The 17635-nt window shown below is 68.3% G+C and carries 13 protein-coding genes; 3 read left to right on the top strand and 10 right to left on the bottom strand.

The window, feature by feature from the left end:
* Positions 1–81 precede the first annotated feature (81 nt).
* Positions 82–537, top strand: a complete 456-nt coding sequence (locus tag DDF62_RS12055; protein WP_165832238.1) for a hypothetical protein — start codon at positions 82–84, stop codon at positions 535–537.
* On the opposite strand, the gene DDF62_RS12050 is transcribed toward DDF62_RS12055, so the two are convergent.
* The 5 genes from DDF62_RS12050 to DDF62_RS12030 form a co-directional block, all read right to left on the bottom strand.
* Positions 534–1166, bottom strand: coding sequence for an isochorismatase family protein (locus DDF62_RS12050; RefSeq protein ID WP_116489336.1), 633 nt, complete (start codon positions 1164–1166; stop codon positions 534–536). The two genes, DDF62_RS12055 and DDF62_RS12050, sit on opposite strands and share 4 nt — an antisense overlap.
* A 151-nt stretch (positions 1167–1317) precedes the next feature.
* A complete protein-coding gene (locus DDF62_RS12045) occupies positions 1318–2511 on the bottom strand; it encodes a CaiB/BaiF CoA transferase family protein (protein ID WP_116489335.1) in 1194 nt (397 codons plus the stop codon).
* Between the two features lie 10 nt (positions 2512–2521).
* Positions 2522–4405, bottom strand: a complete 1884-nt coding sequence (locus tag DDF62_RS12040; protein WP_116489334.1) for a hydantoinase B/oxoprolinase family protein — start codon at positions 4403–4405, stop codon at positions 2522–2524.
* Between the two features lie 3 nt (positions 4406–4408).
* Positions 4409–6466 (bottom strand): hydantoinase/oxoprolinase family protein, encoded by a 2058-nt coding sequence (locus tag DDF62_RS12035; protein ID WP_116489333.1) that lies wholly within the window; start codon positions 6464–6466, stop codon positions 4409–4411.
* 156 nt (positions 6467–6622) lie between these two features.
* Positions 6623–9106, bottom strand: coding sequence for a TonB-dependent receptor (locus DDF62_RS12030; protein WP_116489332.1), 2484 nt, complete (start codon positions 9104–9106; stop codon positions 6623–6625).
* A gap of 181 nt (positions 9107–9287) precedes the next feature.
* On the opposite strand from DDF62_RS12030, the gene DDF62_RS12025 reads away from it, so the two are divergent.
* Positions 9288–10202, top strand: a complete 915-nt coding sequence (locus DDF62_RS12025) for a hydroxymethylglutaryl-CoA lyase (RefSeq protein WP_116489331.1) — start codon at positions 9288–9290, stop codon at positions 10200–10202.
* Between the two features lie 148 nt (positions 10203–10350).
* Here the strand turns inward: DDF62_RS12025 and DDF62_RS12020 are convergent, their stop codons facing one another.
* The 5 genes from DDF62_RS12020 to DDF62_RS12000 all read right to left on the bottom strand — a co-directional run bounded on the left by DDF62_RS12020 (position 10351) and on the right by DDF62_RS12000 (position 14689).
* Positions 10351–10764, bottom strand: coding sequence for a DUF2141 domain-containing protein (locus tag DDF62_RS12020; RefSeq protein WP_101719932.1), 414 nt, complete (start codon positions 10762–10764; stop codon positions 10351–10353).
* Between the two features lie 14 nt (positions 10765–10778).
* Positions 10779–11954: an aromatic ring-hydroxylating dioxygenase subunit alpha gene (locus tag DDF62_RS12015; protein ID WP_116489330.1), complete on the bottom strand. Its 1176-nt coding sequence runs from the start codon at positions 11952–11954 to the stop codon at positions 10779–10781.
* Positions 11951–13162 (bottom strand): serine hydrolase domain-containing protein, encoded by a 1212-nt coding sequence (locus tag DDF62_RS12010; protein ID WP_116489329.1) that lies wholly within the window; start codon positions 13160–13162, stop codon positions 11951–11953. The genes DDF62_RS12015 and DDF62_RS12010 overlap by 4 nt, the downstream gene beginning before the upstream one ends.
* Position 13163: 1 nt before the next feature.
* The gene (locus DDF62_RS12005; protein ID WP_116489328.1) at positions 13164–14057 is read right to left on the bottom strand and encodes an SMP-30/gluconolactonase/LRE family protein; all 894 of its coding nucleotides are present in this window, start codon (positions 14055–14057) and stop codon (positions 13164–13166) included.
* A 77-nt stretch (positions 14058–14134) separates the two neighbouring features.
* Positions 14135–14689 (bottom strand): TetR/AcrR family transcriptional regulator, encoded by a 555-nt coding sequence (locus tag DDF62_RS12000; protein WP_165829086.1) that lies wholly within the window; start codon positions 14687–14689, stop codon positions 14135–14137.
* Positions 14690–15056: 367 nt separating this feature from the next.
* Here DDF62_RS12000 and DDF62_RS11995 point away from each other — a divergent pair, with 367 nt between their 5' ends.
* A complete protein-coding gene (locus tag DDF62_RS11995) occupies positions 15057–17603 on the top strand; it encodes a TonB-dependent receptor (protein ID WP_165832237.1) in 2547 nt (848 codons plus the stop codon).
* The last annotated feature ends 32 nt before the right edge of the window (positions 17604–17635 follow it).

The following is a 17635-nucleotide window of genomic DNA, read 5'->3' as shown; positions in this document are numbered from 1 at the left end:
CGATCCGGCGCAATCATTCCCTCAAGGGTTGATGGTGGGGCGGAAATGGCGCGGACCGGACGGATCGCTGGATTGGCGGGCTTGATCGGCGCCGCCCTGCTGGCGGGCTGCGCCACCACGCCGGAGGCGCGCTTCGCCAGCCTGGGTCCCCTGCGCACGGCGCTGAGCACCTCGCCCGAGACGCTGCGCCAGCGGGCCGATCGCAACGACGCCAACGCCCAGATGGCGCTTTCGCTGCTCTATCAGTACGGCCAGGGCGGCGTCGCCAAGGATCCCGTCCAGGCCATGCTGCTGCGCCAGCGCGCCACGGCCCAGCGGGGGTCTACGCCAATCACCACCTACATCGCCGGGCTCAACGGCAAGCCCGGACGGGTGTCGACGATCTTCGTGCCGCGCTACGACGTCTCGCCGGGACAGGCGGCGTTCAACGCCGCCTGCGCCAACGCCCTCGCCCGGGGCGACCGCTCGGCCAGGGGTGTCGAACCCTGCGGCGGCGAGGAGGGCTACGACCACCTCGCCGCCGCCTGGGGGCGCTAGGCGCCGGCGATCAGCTTCAGCGCCTCGTCCTCTGAAACCACCTCGGCGTACTTGGCCTGCAGGTCGAAGAGATTGGCTTCCTGCACCCGTTCGTCGCGGTCGCCGGAGGCTTCGCGCACCACGAACGGGATGAAGCCGTGCTGGAGCGCGTCCAGGGCGCTGGCCCGCACGCAGCCGCTGGTTGAGAAGCCGCCCATGATGACGGTGTCGACGCCCATGGCCCGCAGGGTCGAGGCCAGGGGCGTGCCGAAGAAGGCCGAGGCGTACTGCTTGGACAGCACGATCTCGCCCTCGATCGGGGTGATCTCCTTGGGGAAGGCGCCCAGCGGCGAGCCTTCCTGGAAGGCCTTCAGGGCCGGCACCTTGCGATAGAACACCCCGCCGTCGCGGCCGCCGACGCCGGCCTGGTAGACGACGTTGGTCAGGATCACCGGAATGCCGGCCTTGCGGGCGGCTTGCAGGAGCCTGGCGTTGCTGGCCAGGGCGTCTTCCACGCCGGCATAGAGCGGCGAGTCCGGCAGCAGATAGGCGTCGACCACGTCGATGATCAGCAGGGCCGGGCTCTTGCCGAAGGCCAGGCGACCGCCGAAGCCGGCCTTGTGGTAGTCCGCGTCCAGGTCTTCAGCCATTTCTACTCCGTGCATCCTCGCAAAGGCGGTGCGTGGTCCTCGTCCTTCGACAGGCTCAGGATGAGGACCATACCTAGCGCCGCTATCCATCGGCGATTGCAGTAGAAAACCTCATCCTGAGCCTGTCGAAGGACGAGGTTTTCGCGTGGTCCTAGACCACGCCCTGCTCGGCGAAGGCCTTCAGCTCGCTCTCGCTGATCCCCAGCTCGCCCCACACCGCGCCGTTGTCCTGGCCAACCGCCTGAGAGGCGATGGCGCGGACGACGCCGGGGGTCTTGGAGAGCTTGGGCATGACGTTCTGCATCGGCAGTTCGCCCCAGCGCGGGTGGTCGAGCGTGACGATCGACTCCCGGGCCGCGAAGTGCGGGTCGGCCAGCATCTCGGGCGCGCGATAGATCTTCCCGGCCGGCACGCCGGCCTCGATCATCTTGGCCTCGACCTCGTCGACCGTCAGGGTCTTGGTCCACGCCTCGATGAGGGCGTCCAGAGCCTTCATGTTGCGGCCGCGGTTGACGTGGTTGACGTAGTCCGGGTGCTGGGCCAGCTCGGGCTGGCCCATGGCCTTGCAGAGGCGGCCGAACACCGTGTCCTGGTTGGCGGCGATCAGATAGTCGCCGTCCTTGCAGTGATAGACGTTCGAGGGCGCGATGCCGGGCAGCACCGAGCCCGAGCGCTCGCGGATGTAGCCCATGACCTTGTAGTCGGGGACCAGGCTTTCCATGACCTGCAGCACCGCTTCGTAGAGCGAGCTGTCGACCACCTGGCCTTGCCCGGTGGCGTCGCGGTGGCGCAGGGCGGCGAGGGCCCCCAGGCACCCGTAGGTGGCCGCCAGGGCGTCGCCGATCGAGATGCCCATGCGCGAGGGCGCGCGGTCGGGATCGCCGACGATGTGGCGCCAGCCGCCCATGGCCTCGCCGATGCCGCCGAAGCCCGCGCGGTCGGCATAGGGACCGGTCTGGCCATAGCCCGACACCCGAACGATGATCAGGCCCGGGTTCTCGGCGTGCAGGACCTCGGGCGACAGGCCCCAGCCCTCCAATGTGCCGGGCCGGAAGTTCTCGATGAGAATGTCCGCGGTGGCGATCAGCTTGCGGGCCAGGGCCTGGCCTTCCGGCACGCGCAGGTTGGCCGAGACCGTGCGCTTGTTGCGGGCCACGATCTCCCACCACAGCGGATAGTCGCCGCGGCCCCAGTCGCGCATCGGGTCGCCCTTGCCGGGCGGCTCGATCTTGATGACGTCGGCGCCCATGTCGCCCAGCAGCTGGCCGCAGAACGGACCAGCGATCAGCTGGCCCATCTCCACGACGCGCAGGCCCTTCAGGGGACCCGTGTTTTCAACCGTCATGACGCTTGCCTTACTCCGCCGCCAGGGCCAGCGGGGCGTTGCGCCAGACCGGCGGACGCGGGGCGGGCAGGCCCGTCTCGGCCAGGCAGTTGGCGCGCAGGGTCTCCAGCGACGGACCGCGATCGAACACTTCCAGCGGACCGCGCTCGGCGCGGATCTTGGCGCGCAGGGCCTCGGTGGCCGCTGCATCGGCCTTGCCGGCCGCGTCGATCACCACGCCGAAGCGCTTGGCGCCATCGGCGCTGACCAGGCCGCGCGAGACTTCCAGCTCGACCAGTTCGACCTCGCGTTCCAGCGGGTCGCCCCAGCCGCCGCCGCCCCAGGTGACGAAGTGCAGCAGGTCGCCCTTGTCGACCTGGATCCCGTCGCACTTGGAGGGCAGGGCGATGCTCTCGCCATTGGCCTTGTCCAGGCGTTTCCACGAGCGGGCGCCGGGGGCGCCGCCGTTGACGCCCCACGGCGGCACGAACCAGCGGTCGTCGTGGATGGCGATCGTTCCGGCTTCCGTGAACTTGTAGGTCATGTGGATGCCGTTGCCGCCCCGGAAGCGCCCGGCGCCGCCGCTGTCGGCCACGCTCTCGTAGCGCTCGATGACCATCGGGAAGTAGCGTTCCAGGAACTCGTTGGGCACGTTGGTGAAGCCCGGCCACAGCGAGTGGCCGTCGGCGCCGTCGCCGAACGGACGGCCCGGAATGCCGCCGAAGCCGATCTGGAACAGCTGGAACCACTCGCCCTTGCCGTCGAAGCCCGAGAACATCAGGTGCGGCGAGCTCGAGAAGCCGGCGGCGCACAGGAATTCCGGGGTCTTCTGGCCGAGCAGCGCGCCCAGCACGTCGAAGATGCGGCCCAGAGCGTGGGTGCGGCAGGACAGGGCGGCCGGGAACTTCGGCTTCAAGAGGCTCCCTTCCGGGATCCGCACGTCGACCAGGTCGTAGAAGCCGTCGTTGAACAGGATCTGCGGGTCGAAGACCATGATCATGTAGATACCGAAGAACATCTTGAACATGTTCTCGTTCAGCAGGAAGTTGATCGAGCTGTCCGACTGCGGATCGGTGCCGTCGAAGTCGAGAACGACCTTGCCGCCCTCGCGCCACATGGTGCACTTGATCTTGAAGGGCCCCGCGCCCTTGCCGTCGTCGCAGATGTAGTCCTCGAACGACACCGGAGCCTCGCCGATCGCCGTCGAGATCAGGTGGGCCATGGCGCGGTGGTTGCGGGCCAGAAGCTCGTCGAGGGCGCTGGCGAAGACGTCGTCACCGAAGCGCTCGCAGATCTCGACCACGCGGCGGCCAGCCACGCGGCACGAGGCGACGATGGCGTGCAGGTCGGCCTTGAACCATTCGGGCATGCGCGACTGGTGGGCGGCGATGCGGACGATGTCGGCCTGCAGCTCGCCCTTGCGGTACAGCTTTACGGGCGGCAGGCGGAAGCCTTCCTCGAAGATCGAGGCCGCGTCGGTGGGCAGGGAGCCGGGCACCTTGCCGCCGACGTCGGTCATGTGGCCGAACATCGCCGACCAGGCCACCAGGCGCCCGTCGCGGAAGATCGGGGCGATGCACAGCTGGTCGGACGCGTGGCTGATCGCGCCCTCGACCGAATAGGGGTCGTTGACGAGGATGATGTCGCCTTCCTCGATCTCGCCGTCATAGCCCTTGAGGAAGCCGTCGATGAACGAGCCGAACTGGCCCACCACCATGCGGCCGTCGCGGTCGGCGATCAGCGGGAAGGCGTCGCCCTGTTCGCGAATGCCGGGCGACAGCGCGGTGCGGAACAGGGTGGCGTCCATCTCGACGCGGGCGTTGCGAAGGGCGTTCTCGATGATGTCGAGCGTCACCGGATCGACGGCGACCTTGCCGAAGGGCGTGGAATTGGTTTCCAGGATGCGCGCGGGCATGGCTCAGGATTCCTTGGCAGGGTTGATCAGGATGACGCCGTAGGCGTCGACGAGCGCCTCGCAGTCGGGCAGCACCAGGGTGGTCGAATCCATCTCGGTGATGATCGCCGGACCGGGGACGCGGTCGCCGGCGCGGAGCTTCGAACGGTCGTAGATGGCGGCCGGCTTCATGCCGCCGTCGGCCCAGACCTCGTGGTCGCGGATCTTGGCGCGCGACGGATCGCCGTCGCCCTTCTCGATCTCGAGGCTGGGGATCTCCTGCACCTTGCCCATGGCGACGGCGCGCAGGTTCACCAGCTCGTGCTCGGCGTCCATGTTGAAGGTGAAGAGGCGGCGGTGCTCGTCATCGAAGGCTGCGGCCAGGCGTTGCAGCCCGCCGTCCTTCAGGCTGTCCAGCGTCACGTGCATCGGCACTTCGAAGGCCTGGCCGTGATAGCGGACGTCGATCTCGAAGCGGGTCTCGATCTCGGCGTCGGTGACGCCGTCGGCCTTCAGGGTGTCGCGGATCTGGGCGTCCATCTCGCCGAACAGGCCGAGCACCTCGGCCTCGGTCGCGGCCGACAGACGCTTGGAATATGAGCGCGCCGTCTCGGTGCGCATGCGGGTGGTCGCATCGCCCAGGGCGCACAGCACGCCCGGCGAGACCGGCGACACGGCCGGCCACGAACCCATCAGCTTGGCCACGGCGTTGACGTGCAGCGGACCGGCGCCGCCAAAGCCCATCAGGGCGAAGTCGCGCGGGTCGTAGCCCTGCTGCACCGAGATCATGCGCAGCGCGCCGAACATGTTCTCGTTGACGATGTCGATGATGCCGCGAGCGGCTTCATACAGGTCGATGCCCAGGGCGTCGGCGATGGTCTGGACCGCCGTGCGGGCCGCTTCGCGATCCAGCTTGAAGGCGCCGCCCAGCAGGTCTTCGGGCAGGTAGCCGAGCACGACGTTGGCGTCGGTGACGGTGGGGGCCGTGCCGCCCTTGCCGTAGGCGGCCGGACCCGGCGCGGCGCCGGCCGACTCGGGGCCCACGCGCAGGGCGCGGGTCAGTTCCGGCACCTTGGCGATCGAGCCGCCGCCGGCGCCGACCGTCTTCACGTCCAGCGACGATGCGCGGACCGTCAGGTGGCCGACGTCGGTGGTGCGCACGCGGCGCGGCTCGCCGTTTTCGATCAGGGCCACGTCGGTCGAGGTGCCGCCGACGTCGAGGGTCAGGATGTTCTTCAGGCCCGAATTGCGGGCCACCCACAGGGCGCCGGTGACGCCGCCGGCGGGGCCGCTCATCAGCAGGCTGACTGGGTGCTCTTCGGACTTCTCCGACGACATCAGGCCGCCGTCCGAGCGCAGCAGGGCGATGCGGCCCTGCATGTCCAGGCCGCGCAGCTTGTCGCGCAGGTTCTTGACGTACTTGGAGACGACCGGGCGGACCGAGGCGTTGGCGACGGTGGTCAGGGTGCGCTCGTATTCCTGCATCTCCGGCAGGACCTCGTGCGACAGTGACACCAGCACGCCCGGCAGGATCTCGGCGGCCAGTTCGGCGACGCGGCGCTCGTGCGAGCCGTTCAGGTAGGCGTTCATCAGGGCGATGGTCACCGCCTCGACGCCCTGTCCTTTCAGCTTGGTCAGCTGGGCGCGGACGTCGACCTCGTCCAGCGGGCGGATTTCCTTGCCCACGGCGTCGATGCGGCCCTTGATCTCGACGGTGTCTTCCAGCTTGGCCAGCGGTTCGGGCTTGGGCCAGATGATCCAGGCGGCGAGACCGCCGGGCACCAGCGAGCGGGCGATCTGCATCACCTGATGGTAGCCTTCGGTGGTCACCAGGCCCACGCGCGCACCCTTGCCCTCGAGCACGGCGTTGGTGGCCACGGTGGTGCCGTGAAGGAAGACGTCGACGTCCGACGGCTTGACCCCGGCCTTCTCGCAGACCGCGTTGACGCCGGTCATCACGCCGACCGAGCTGTCATGCGGGGTCGACGGCGTCTTGTGCCGCCAGAAGTCGCCCGTCGCCTCGTTCAGCAACAGCAGGTCGGTGAAGGTCCCGCCTACGTCCACGCCCAATCGGTAAGCCATCGTCAGCCTCTATTGCTGGCGCGCCAACTCCCCCCAGGGCGACTCCCCCCAAGTGCGACGGCGCGACGCCTATGGGGCGACATTCCCCCGATCGGGCGGCGCGCGCCGGATCGGGGGAGGGGTTTCACCGCTGTGCGGGCGCCGCCTGTTCTGTCGTCAGAACTTCACGGCGAGTTCGACGCCGAAGGTCGCGCCAGCGGCGGGCGAGGCGAAGGCGCCGCCGAACTCCGGCGCGGGGATCACCTCGGTCAGGTACTTCTCGCCCGTGACGTTCTTGCCGAAGGCGGTGACGCTCCAGGCATCCGCTTCCAGGCCGGCCCGCAGGTCGAGCGTGGTGTAGGCGTCGCGGCGGCTCTTGGCGTAGTTGGCCCGGCCCAGCGCGCCGTAGCTCAGCTCGAAGACCGTGGGCGCGTCCTGGTCCTGGACGACGTGGAACCAGGTCGGTCCCGTGCCGCGCACGTCGGCCCGCAGGCGCAGGGCGAGGTTGTCGGGCAGCGGATGGACGTAGTCGGCCGCCAGGTTCCAGGTGTAGCGCGGCGTGTAGGGCGACTCGTTGCCGATGGTGTCGGGCCGCACGCTGTTCTTGCGGATCTCGCTGTCGGTATAGGCGCCCGAGGCCTCCAGCGTCAGGCGCGAGCTTGCCCTGTAGCGCAGGCCCAGCTCCGCGCCCTTGATGCGCACCTCGTCGATATTGGACACCACCCGCAGCAGGCCGAACGGGCCGACGAAGAACTCGAAGAACTGCATGTCGTCGACGTCGGTGTGGTAGGCGGCCGCGTCGATGGTCAGGCGGCCGTCGAGCATCCGGCCCTTGGCCCCGATCTCGAAGCTGCTGGAGACCTCCTTGTCGAAGTCGTCGCGGATGCTCACCGGCTTGTAGCCGGCCGCCGTGCGCACCGGATTGACGAACAGGTTCACCGTGGCGGCGCTGCCCTGGCTGTTGAAGCCGCCCGACTTGAAGCCGACGCCCCAGTCGCCATACAGCGTCCAGTCGTCGCTGGCTTTCCAGCGCAGGGCGATCTTGGGCTGGACCTGGTCGTAGGTCTTCTTCTGGTCCTTGATGCCGCCGGGATTGATCGTGGTGTCCAGGCCAGGGTTCAGGGCCGCGCCGCCGGTGTATGGCGGGCCGTTGAAGTCGATGTATTTGGTGCGCGCGGTCGTCGGCACGAGGTTGTGCACCTTGCGCTCCTCCCGGTCGTAGCGCAGGGCCAGCGAGCCCTCGAGGCCGGGCGTGATGTCATAGGCCAGCTGGCCGAACACGGCGGCCACGTCGCTGCGGAAGTCGTCCCAATAGAGCTGCTCGGTCGAATAGGCCGAGGCGGCGGGCACGTAGAGCGCGCGCGGAACCTCGCCGCCGCCGTCCAGGCCGGTGGCCACGCCCACCTCGCGGTCGATGCGCAGGGCGTAGGCGCCGACCATCCAGCGCAGCGGCTGGTCCGAGCGCGAGGTCAGCCGCAGCTCGCCCGAGACGTCGCTCTGGTCGCGCTTCTGGTACTGGTAGCCGTCGCAGGCGGTCGGCGTGTAGGGCCCGAAGAACGAGCCCGCCGCCGTCGGCGCCAGGTACTGCGGCGCGGGCAGGGTGATCCCCTTGGCGGTCAGGTTGGCGATCGAGGCGGCGCAGGCGGCGCTGGCGTTGAAGAAGCCGAACGAGGCCGAGGTCCCGTCGGCGACCAGGTCGTTGTCGATGTCGGAATAGAGGGTCCAGGCCGTCAGGGTGGCGAAGCCCAAGTCACGCTCCAGCTTGGCCGAGACCTCCAGCGCCTGCTGCTCGTTGGTGTGCGGCACGTTGTTCTGGAAGGCGAAGCGGTGGTCGTTGACGTCCTCGTAGTAGGAGGGCGTGGCCAGCACCGAGGCGAAGGCGGGCAGGGCGAAGACGGCGTTGTAGGCGATCGAGCCGGCGGTCACCTCGCCGTAGCGGGCCTTGAGGTCCAGCTTGGTCTTCTCGTCCAGTCGCGCCACGAGGCGGCCGTTCAGATTGTAGCCTTCGAAGCGGTCGACCGCGCCGCCGCCGAAATCGCTGCCCCAGAAGCCGTCGGTCTTGCGGAAATCAGCCGAGAGGCTGCCCGAGATCCGCTCGCTGAGCGGCCCGGCCACGCGGATGTCGCCGGAAAAGCTGTCGCGGTTGCCGACGCTGATCTTGCCCGCGCCCTCGAAGGTCTCGCCCGGTTCGACGGTCGAGACGATGATCGCGCCGGCGGCGGCGTTGCGCCCGTAGACCGCGCCCTGCGGGCCCTTCACCACCTCGATCTGGCGCAGGTCGGAGAACTCGCGGTTGAAGGCGGCCGGGTTGGCCATCTGCACGCCGTCGACGACGAAGGCGAACGAGGCCTGGGCGTCGCGGGCGCCGTTGACGCCGCGGATATTGACCTGGGCGTCGCCCTGTTCGGCGGCCTGCACCAGGCTGACGCCGGGCGTCAGGGCGACGAAGTCGGCGGCGCGGGCGACGCCGGCGGCCTCCAGCGTCGACTGGCTCAGCGCCGAGACGGCGGCGGGCACGTCGCGCAGGTTCTCGGCCCGCTGGCGCGCGGTGACCATCACCTCGTCGACGGCGGTGGGCGTCTCCTGCGCGGACGCGGCGGTGGTCCAGCTCAGGGCCAGCAGAGATACGCCCAGCAGGGCGGTGGTTTTGTTGGTGTGCATCGATCAGGCTCCCCTCCAGTGATCGGGGCGGAGCTTGCGCCGCATACCGATGTTCGCCGCGTGGTCGCGCGCGCTCCCCGCCTGTCGGGCGCCGGGGGCGGGGCGCTGGCTTTGGAGGCGCCGCCACGCATCCTCGCGCGCCATGCCTGCCCGCCGCGCGGGCGTCTCAGGAGTTCGCGCCATGACCACCCGCATCGAGATCGTCGAGGTGTCGCCCCGCGACGGCCTGCAGAACGAAAAGACGATGGTCTCGGCCGGCGACAAGGCCGCCCTGGTGCTGAAGGCGGTCAAGGCCGGCGCCCGGCGGGTCGAGGCGGTCAGCTTCGTCAATCCGCGCGCCGTGCCGCAGATGGCCGACGCCGACGAGGTGATGGCTCGCCTGCGCGGCCAGCAGGACCTGCGGGCGGGGGGCGTGTCGCTGATCGGGCTGGTTCTCAACCGCCGGGGCCTGGACCGCGCCATCGCCGCCGACGTCGACGAGGTCAATTTCGTGGTGGTGGCCAGCGAGACCTTCAACGCCCGCAACCAGGGCGTCCCGATCACCGAGACCCTGCGGCAGATCTCCGAGGCGCCGCAGGTCGCGCGCCAGGCCGGGCTGAAGCTGGGCGTCACCATCGCCGCGGCCTTCGGCTGTCCGTTCGAGGGCGAGGTGGCGGTGGAGCACGTGGCGCGCATCGCCGCCGAACTGGCCGACTACGGGGTCGCCGAGATCACCCTGGCCGACACCATCGGCGTGGGCGATCCGCTGTCGGTCGAGACCCGCTTCGGCGCGGTCCGCGCCGTGGCGCCTGGCGCGGTGCTGCGCGCCCACTTCCACAACACCCGCAACACGGGCCTGGCCAACGCCTTCGCCGCCTGGCGCTCGGGCGTGGCCAGTCTCGACGCCTCGATCGGCGGCATCGGCGGCTGCCCCTTCGCCCCGGCCGCGACCGGCAACGTGCCGACCGAGGACCTGGCCTACATGTTCGCGCGGATGGGCGTGGCGACGGGGCTGGACCTGCCTTCGCTGATCGATACGGCGAGCTGGCTCAAGGGCGTGCTGGGCGCGCCGGCCCTGCCGGGCATGGTGTCGAAGGCCGGAGGGTTTCCGGTTTAGAAGAACCTCCCCCTGTGGGGGGAGGCGGCCGAAGGCCGGTGGGGGGACGTTTTCAGCTGCCGCTGTGGTGGAAGTTCAGCAGTCACGCCCCCCACCGATCGCTTCGCCTCCCCCAGAGGGGGAGGTTCCTGTTGCGTCAGGCTTTCGCCTAGTACTTAAGCCCCACCGCGACGCTCGCGCCGTCGGCGCCGACGTCGACCGCCGAGTCCTCGAACTTCGGCGGGCCGAAGCGGGCCTTGGGATCGCGCGACAGGCCCACGCCGTCGGCGGGCAGGCCAAGCGCGGTCTTCTTCATCACGCCGTCGCCGTCCTGGTCGTGGAAGGCCAGGAACGACCAGCGGCCGGCCGGCAGGCTGGCGAACTTGGCGCTCACCCCGCCCGAGGCGGCCGGGACCTTCACGTTGTAGGGGCAGGTCTTCAGGAACGTGGCCTTGTCGCAGGCAGACACCACGACCTGGCCCTTGGTGTTCTGGAGCCCCGAAACCTTGACCTCCACGGAGGCTGCGTGGGCAGCCCCCGTGACGGCCAGCGCGGCGACGAGGACGAGGATGCTCGGTCTCATGCGCGTCGCTCCCGCTATTCGGCCGCGGCCGGCGCGGAGCCGCCGTGGCGCTGTTTCAGGGCCTCGGCCCGCACCCGCTCGCCGTCGACCAGCGGCACGGTCTTGAGCAGGAAATCCTTGGCCTCCTTCGGATCGGCGCGGTCCGGCGAGGGGATCACCATCGCCCGCTTGCCCTGCACGTCGCGCTCCATGGCGTCGACGTCCAGCGCCCAGCCCTTCTCGATCAGCTCGCGGCGCTTGTTGCGCCAAGCCACCATGATGCCGTCCGACTTCACGCTGACTTCCTCGTGCAGGTAGACGGGCAGCAGCTCGGGGCAGACCTTCTCCATGATCACGCGGTCCTGCTCGAAGATGCGCAGGGTGCGGCGGCGGCTGTCGCCGTCCCAGATCTTCTGGGTCAGGAAGTTGCGGGCCATGATCCAGCGGGTGATCGTGGTGGTCTCGTCGATCGGCGTGTTGACGTCGAAGATCACCGTCGACCAGGTCGGCGTCGGGCGGATCTGGATGCGCACGTGGGCGCCCGAGACGTGGAAGCCGTTACGGACGGTGACCATGCTGCGCTTGGCCTTGCGGAAGAACTTCCACATGCCCTTGTACTCGGGCGGAACGAACTTCAGCTCGGCATAGGCCGACCATTCGTCCTGCTCGAGCGTGAACTCGTGCACCTGCGGCGCTTCCTTGTCGCCGAAGCTCGGGTGTACGAACGCCGCGTGCGAGGGGTCGATGCCGTTCTCGGTTATGCGGGCGTAGTTGGCCTTCCACTCGTAGGTGCCGCGGATGCAGCGCCAGGCCGGATCCTCGAACTCGGGGAAGGGCGGCAGGGGCGGGCGCTCGGCCTCGGGCAGGTCGCCCATGAACACCCAGATCATCCCGTACTTTTCCAGCACCGGATAGGCGTCGACCTTGGCGCGCGGCGGGATCTTCACGCCGGGCTCCTGCGACGGGATCTTCACGCACTTGCCGCCGCCGTTGAAGCGCCAGCCGTGATAGGGGCACTCGATGGCGTCGTCGACGACCATGCCGCTGCCCAGCGAGGCGCCGCGGTGGATGCAGACGTCCGACAGGCAGCTGACCTTGCCCTTGGAGTCGCGGAACACCACGAACTCCAGGCCCAGCATCTTCACCCGCTTGTGGCCGCCATTCGGAATCTGGTCGCTGTATTCGGCGACGTACCACTGGTTCTTGATCATGGCGCCTTCTCCGGCTGCGGGGCGGCGGGGGCCGCCAGACCGCGAAGAATGAGATTGGGTATCTTGGTGTCGTCCCAGTCGTCGAGGTCGACGCCGTCGCGCAGGACGACCAGCTTCTGCGAGGGCACGATCCAGAGGCGGCGCTTGCCCCAGCCGTCCAGGAAGATGGCGTCCTCGGCGGCGATCGGCTCGGCCGAGACGCTGGCCTTGTCGGGACGCTCGGGCGAGTAGATGCGGTTCTTGGCGAACGGGCGGCCGCGCCAAATCTGGAAGCCGTAACCCGGATTGGCCTTGCCCGGCGCGCTCATGGCCGCGACGTACTCGGCGGGCAGCACCTGCTTGCCCTCGAACGACCCGCCGTTGGCCAGCATGATGCCGATGCGCATCCAGTCCTGGACCTGCGAGATCATGCAGCAGTCGCCATGCGACAGGCCGCCTTCCTTGGCCAGCCACAGCGAGCCGTCATGCATGCCCAGCGGCTGGAACAGCTTTTCCGACATGTAGTCGGCGAAGGTCTTGCCGGTGGCCCGCTCGACGATGACGCTCAGCGCCACCGGGTCGGGGTTGTGGTGGCCAAACACCGTGCCCGGCGGATGGACGGCCTTCAGGGCCAGGTTGTCCTTGGCCAGGTCCGGCGACAGGAAGGTGCGAATGGTGCTGGACCACGGCGCGTAGGAATAGTCCGGCGGCTCCAGCCCCGACGACATCTGCAAGAGGTCGCGAATGGTGATCTTCGAGCGCTCGTCGTTCTTCCACTCGGTGATGAAGTCGGCGGCCGGCTGGTCGACCGACTTGATCTTGCCGTCGGCGATGGCCGCGCCGATGAGCATGCCGGTCATGGTCTTGGTGAAGGAGTGGGCCTTCATCACGGTGTTGGGGCCCACGCCGTTCCAGTAGCGCTCGTAGACGATGGCGCCGTCCTTGACGACGATCAGGGCGTCGGACTTGCGCTCGCCCGCGTAGTCCGAGGCGGCCTCCAGGGCGGCCGGATCGATCCCGGCCGCTTCCGGCGTCGTCGTCGGCAGTGCCGCGGCGGGCGCGCCCTTCACGACGGCGACCGGCTTGTACCAGTCGATCGGCGGCTCCAGCGGATTGACGGTCAGGGCGCGGAAATAGCGGTTCCAGTAGAGTGGCGCGGTCGCATAGGTCGCCGCGCCCGCCAGGACGACGGCGCCGAGACCGATCAGCAGGATCTTGCGCTTTTTCACCTCAGGCGACCTTTGCTTCGACGATGGAGGTCACGCCGAACGGTATGTCGAGCTTGACGCTGGCGACCAACTCGCCGCTGTCCAGCGCGATCTTGGCCAGCTGGCCCGAGAAGAAGTCGCCGGCCCAGAAGTGCGCGCCGTCGTCGGTGACGCGCAGGAACGACCAGCCCCGGCCTTCCGGCACGGCGTAGGCGCGCAGCACCGAACCGTCCTGGGCCACGCGGCGCACCTCGTTGCCGCAGCTGACCAGCACGTCGTCGTTCGGCGTGGCGGCGATGCCGAACACCATGCCCGGCGGATCGGTGCGCACATAGAGCGGGGAAAGCTGGGCGTCGGCCTCGATGTCGTATCGATAGACGGTGTGGCCGGTCTCGGAGACATAGGCCACGGTCTTGCCGTCCGACAGCACGGTCAGGTGAGTGACGCCCAGGAAGCCCATGACGCCGCCATGATACTCGGGGCGATAGAAGCGCGTCACGCGGCCGTCGGCGTCGAAGCGCACCAGGCGGCCCTCGCCGGTGAACGGCGGGGCCTGACCCGACAGGTGCTCGCCGGCCAGGGCGCCGCCGTCGGGCAGGAACACCATCGAGCCCAGGCCCCGGCCGGGGAGAAGCGAGGCCTGGCCGGGCACGCGAAGCCCTTCGGCGTCGATGCGGGTGACGTTGCGGGCGAAGGGGTCCAGCGCGTTGAGCTCGCCGGTGCGGGGATTCACCGCCAAGCCCGAGACCATGCCGAAGTCGCCCGTATGCAAGGCCGCCTTGATCTGCAGGTCGGGGCCCAGGAGGAGGATCCTGGAGAGCCCGAGCTTCAGCTTGTCGTCGGTGACCATCGTCGCGGCCACCCAGAGGTCGCCCGCCTGGGGTTTGACGGGGAGGGAAAGGGGGTCGCCGAACATCAAGGTCTCCGTGCGGTCAGGCCCGCGCTTGGCGGGATGCTCGGAGGTTTTCAAAAAGGGACCGACCGGTCAATTTTCTAGTCGGCGCTATCCGCCTGACGAGAAACGGCCGCATCGACGCCGGTCTGATAGCGGCCCATCACGTGGTCCAGCATGCCTACGACACGCTCCCAGGCCAAGTCGTCATGCAGGTCGAAACCGAAGAAATTCGGCTCGAACTTGGCCCGCATGCCCACATAGGACACGGCCGACAGCATGGTCATGGCGATGGCCAGCAGTTCCTTGTCCTCGCTGCGCTGGCCGATGAACAGGCGCTCGTACTCTTCCCAGATGCGGATCCGCACGGCGGTGACGGCGTCGCGCAGTTCCGGCGGTCCGGCGAATTCGCCCGCCATGATCGTGGCCACGGCCGGGTGGGCGCGCAGCGACGAGGCGTAGGTGCGCACCAGCATCCGCAGGCGCTCCATCGGCGGGCGCTGGTGGAAGGTCTCCAGCGGCTCGTCCAGCATGTCGGAGAGTCGCGGCCAGATGCCGGTGCGACGCACCCAGGCGTCGGCGACGCCGCCCAGGCCGCCGAAATAGTCATATATTTGTTTCTTGCCGACGCCGGCTTCCTTGATTAGGGCGTTCACACCCGCGTCGTGGACGCTTCCGCGCTCCATAAGACGCCCGAACGCCTCTACGATCGCTGCTTCGGTGGCGATCCGGCGCGATTGCCGAGGCTTGGTTGCGGGCGCTACGTCTGTCAGCATGGCGGGACTTTCCTGAACTCCTATCCGATGGACGGACAAACGCTTTATCGCAAGACCTGTATTGGTCCGGCTCCATCATCTTGACCGTCGGGGAACAGTCGCGGGGAACGCGGCGGGGTGTGGTCAAGATTTGAAGAGGGGAGTCATGACCAAGTCGGCAATGAGTATCTATGGCGCGAGCGCGAGCGCTCTTACGCTTCTGATTTGTTCGGGGCAAGCCCTCGCGCAAACGACGACTTCTGAAGACGTGAACGTGATTGGGGAGATCACCGTCACGGCACGTAACAAGTCTGAATCTCTGCAGGACGTTCCGATCACCATCAACGCCGTGTCGGCCGAGACGATCGAACGCCGTAATATTTCCGACATCAGCCGCGTGGCGCAATCGACCGCCGGCCTGACTTTTGACCAGGGCCTGACGCCCAGCGACACGCGCCCGGCCATCCGCGGCGTGCAAGCCGTTCGGGGCCGTCCGAACGTGGCCATCCTGGTGGATGGGGTCGACACGTCGTCGGAAGCCTTCGCCACCGCCGGCGGCGGCGCGCTGGCCTCCCTGCGCTTCGTCGACGCCGAGCGCATCGAGATCGTGAAGGGTCCGCAGAGCGTGCTCTACGGCCGTTCGGCCTTCTCGGGCGCGATCAACTACATTTCCAAGCGTCCGAACCTCGGCGAATTCGAGGGCAAGCTCAGCCTGGAAGCCGGCGACTTCGGCCTGAAGGAGGGCAAGGTCTCGGTTTCGGTGCCTCTGGTGCAGGACAAGCTGGCGATCAACCTGAACGCCGGGGCCTGGGAAAACGACGGCCAGTACCTCAACAGCGTCAGCGGAAAGCGTGTCGGCGGCGGTGAAGCCAAGGGCGCGGCCTTCAGCGTGCTGATGAAGCCGACCGAGAAACTGACCGTCTTCGCCCGGGTGCAGAGCTCGCACGAAGAATACGACCAGATGGCCCGGGCCTACATCACGGCGGTCAATCCGCTGACGGGCACGGCCAACACCGCCAATCTCGGCGTCGCGGTCACCGATCCCAGCAACAATCGCCCCGGCTTCACGGTCAAGGGCGACCTCAGCGACGCCGCGGTGGTCAAGAACCAGACCATCGCCTACTCGCTGGATCCGCGCACGGGCAAGGACTTCAAGGGCACGGTCACCGATGCGACCCGCGCCTCGTTCGAGGTCAACTACGAAAGCGACTGGGGCACGTTCACCTCGCTGACCGGCATCACCCGCGGCGAGACCACCCAGGTCCAGGACTTCGACAACTCCAACAACAGCCTCAGCGGCAACGTGCTTCCGCTCTATGCGGGCATGGCGCCGTTCTACGGCTCGCTCTACCAGTATCTGGGCTTCCTGCGCGCCTACGGCCTGAACTACTCCACCGTGGCGCCGACCGGCGGCCTGCCGGCCATCGGCTTCTCGGTGATGCTGGACGACGACTTCGACACCAAGCAGCAGAGCCAGACGCTGCGCTGGAGCAAGGACTTCGGCAAGCTGCGGACCTCGCTGGAAGGCCTGTATTTCCACGAGCAGGCCAGCCAGATCAACAAGGACCAGTTCTGGATGCGCGAGGGTTCCGACCCGCGCCTGACCATCCTGACGGCGCTCTTCATGGGCGGCGGCGCGACGGCGAGCGGGGCCTTCCAGGCGCCGACCACGACCGCGAAGGCCACGGCGGACTATCCGCTGAAGATCTCGCGCGAGACGGACTCGCTGTCCTGGGCCGGCAGCGTCGAATACGACGTCACCGACGCCCTGACCCTGCGCTTCGACGGTCGCTACATTGAGGAACGCGTCGCCTATCGCGGCAGCCCGTACCAGCCGATGTACTATCGCCTGTTCGGCGTGCAACTGGTCTGCCTGCAACAGCTGGGCTGCGCCGCCGGTCCGGCCGGCACCGTCGCCGCTCGCAACGCCCAACTGGCCAAGACCACCCAGATCGACAAGAAGACCGTCCGCGCCGACGCCTTCACGCCGAACTTCGTGGCCAACTACAAGATCACCTCGCGCAACTCGGTCTACGCGTCGTACGGCGAAGGCTTCAAGCCGGGCGGCGTCGACACCACCGGCACCAGCGGCAGCGTCGACTCGACCTTCAAGCCGGAGAAGCTGCAAAGCTTCGAAATCGGCTCGAAGAACGTGTTCCTCGGCGGCGACCTGGTCCTGAACGGGGCGATCTTCTTCAACCGCTACAAGAACCAGCAGATCGGCACCACCAAGGTGCTCGGCGGGACCTCGGTTCCGTCGGTCGAGAACGCTGGCGAGAGCGAAAGCAAGGGCATCGACCTGACCAGCGACTGGCGGGCCACCCACTGGCTGACGCTGAGCGGCAACTACACCTACACCGACGCCGAGTTCACCGACTACAAGGTCCCGACCCCCGGTTACTTCGACCGGATCGAGTCCACTGGCGGCGACTACACCGGCAAGGCCGTTCCGCTGACGCCCAAGCACAGCTTGAACGTCTCGGCCCTGGTCACCGGCGAGCTGCCGAAGATGTCGAACTGGTCGTGGACCGCCGAACTGTCGGGCCGCTACCAGTCCAAGCGCTACATGACCCAGAACAACCTAACCTGGCTGCCGAGCTACTTCGTCTCGGATCTGCGGGCCGGGATCACCGACGGATCGTGGGGCATCGACGTGGCCGTGACCAACCTGTTCGACGACGACACCCCGAAGAACGCCATCGCGGCGACCGACTTCGGCTTCTTCGACCTGAACAACAACACTCCGCCGCGCTCCTACGTGGTTTCCCTGCCCGAGAAGCGCGCCGCCTCGATCCGCATCAGCAAGACCTTCTGATCTTCCTGAACGCGTGACCTTCAAGGCCCGGC

Origin of the sequence: Caulobacter radicis (assembly GCF_003094615.1) — a bacterium.
Taxonomy (GTDB): Bacteria; Pseudomonadota; Alphaproteobacteria; order Caulobacterales; family Caulobacteraceae; genus Caulobacter; species Caulobacter radicis.
This window is presented reverse-complemented; position numbering and strand designations above follow the sequence as displayed.

What these genes read in the sequence shown, in the direction of transcription:
- DDF62_RS12050 (WP_116489336.1), bottom strand. Translation starts at nt 1,166, where the DNA reads ATGGCTGAAGACCTGGACGCGGACTACCACAAGGCCGGCTTCGGCGGT.
- DDF62_RS12045 (WP_116489335.1), bottom strand. Translation starts at nt 2,511, where the DNA reads ATGACGGTTGAAAACACGGGTCCCCTGAAGGGCCTGCGCGTCGTGGAG.
- DDF62_RS12040 (WP_116489334.1), bottom strand. Translation starts at nt 4,405, where the DNA reads ATGCCCGCGCGCATCCTGGAAACCAATTCCACGCCCTTCGGCAAGGTC.
- DDF62_RS12035 (WP_116489333.1), bottom strand. Translation starts at nt 6,466, where the DNA reads ATGGCTTACCGATTGGGCGTGGACGTAGGCGGGACCTTCACCGACCTG.
- DDF62_RS12030 (WP_116489332.1), bottom strand. Translation starts at nt 9,106, where the DNA reads ATGCACACCAACAAAACCACCGCCCTGCTGGGCGTATCTCTGCTGGCC.
- DDF62_RS12025 (WP_116489331.1), top strand. Translation starts at nt 9,288, where the DNA reads ATGACCACCCGCATCGAGATCGTCGAGGTGTCGCCCCGCGACGGCCTG.
- DDF62_RS12020 (WP_101719932.1), bottom strand. Translation starts at nt 10,764, where the DNA reads ATGAGACCGAGCATCCTCGTCCTCGTCGCCGCGCTGGCCGTCACGGGG.
- DDF62_RS12015 (WP_116489330.1), bottom strand. Translation starts at nt 11,954, where the DNA reads ATGATCAAGAACCAGTGGTACGTCGCCGAATACAGCGACCAGATTCCG.
- DDF62_RS12005 (WP_116489328.1), bottom strand. Translation starts at nt 14,057, where the DNA reads ATGTTCGGCGACCCCCTTTCCCTCCCCGTCAAACCCCAGGCGGGCGAC.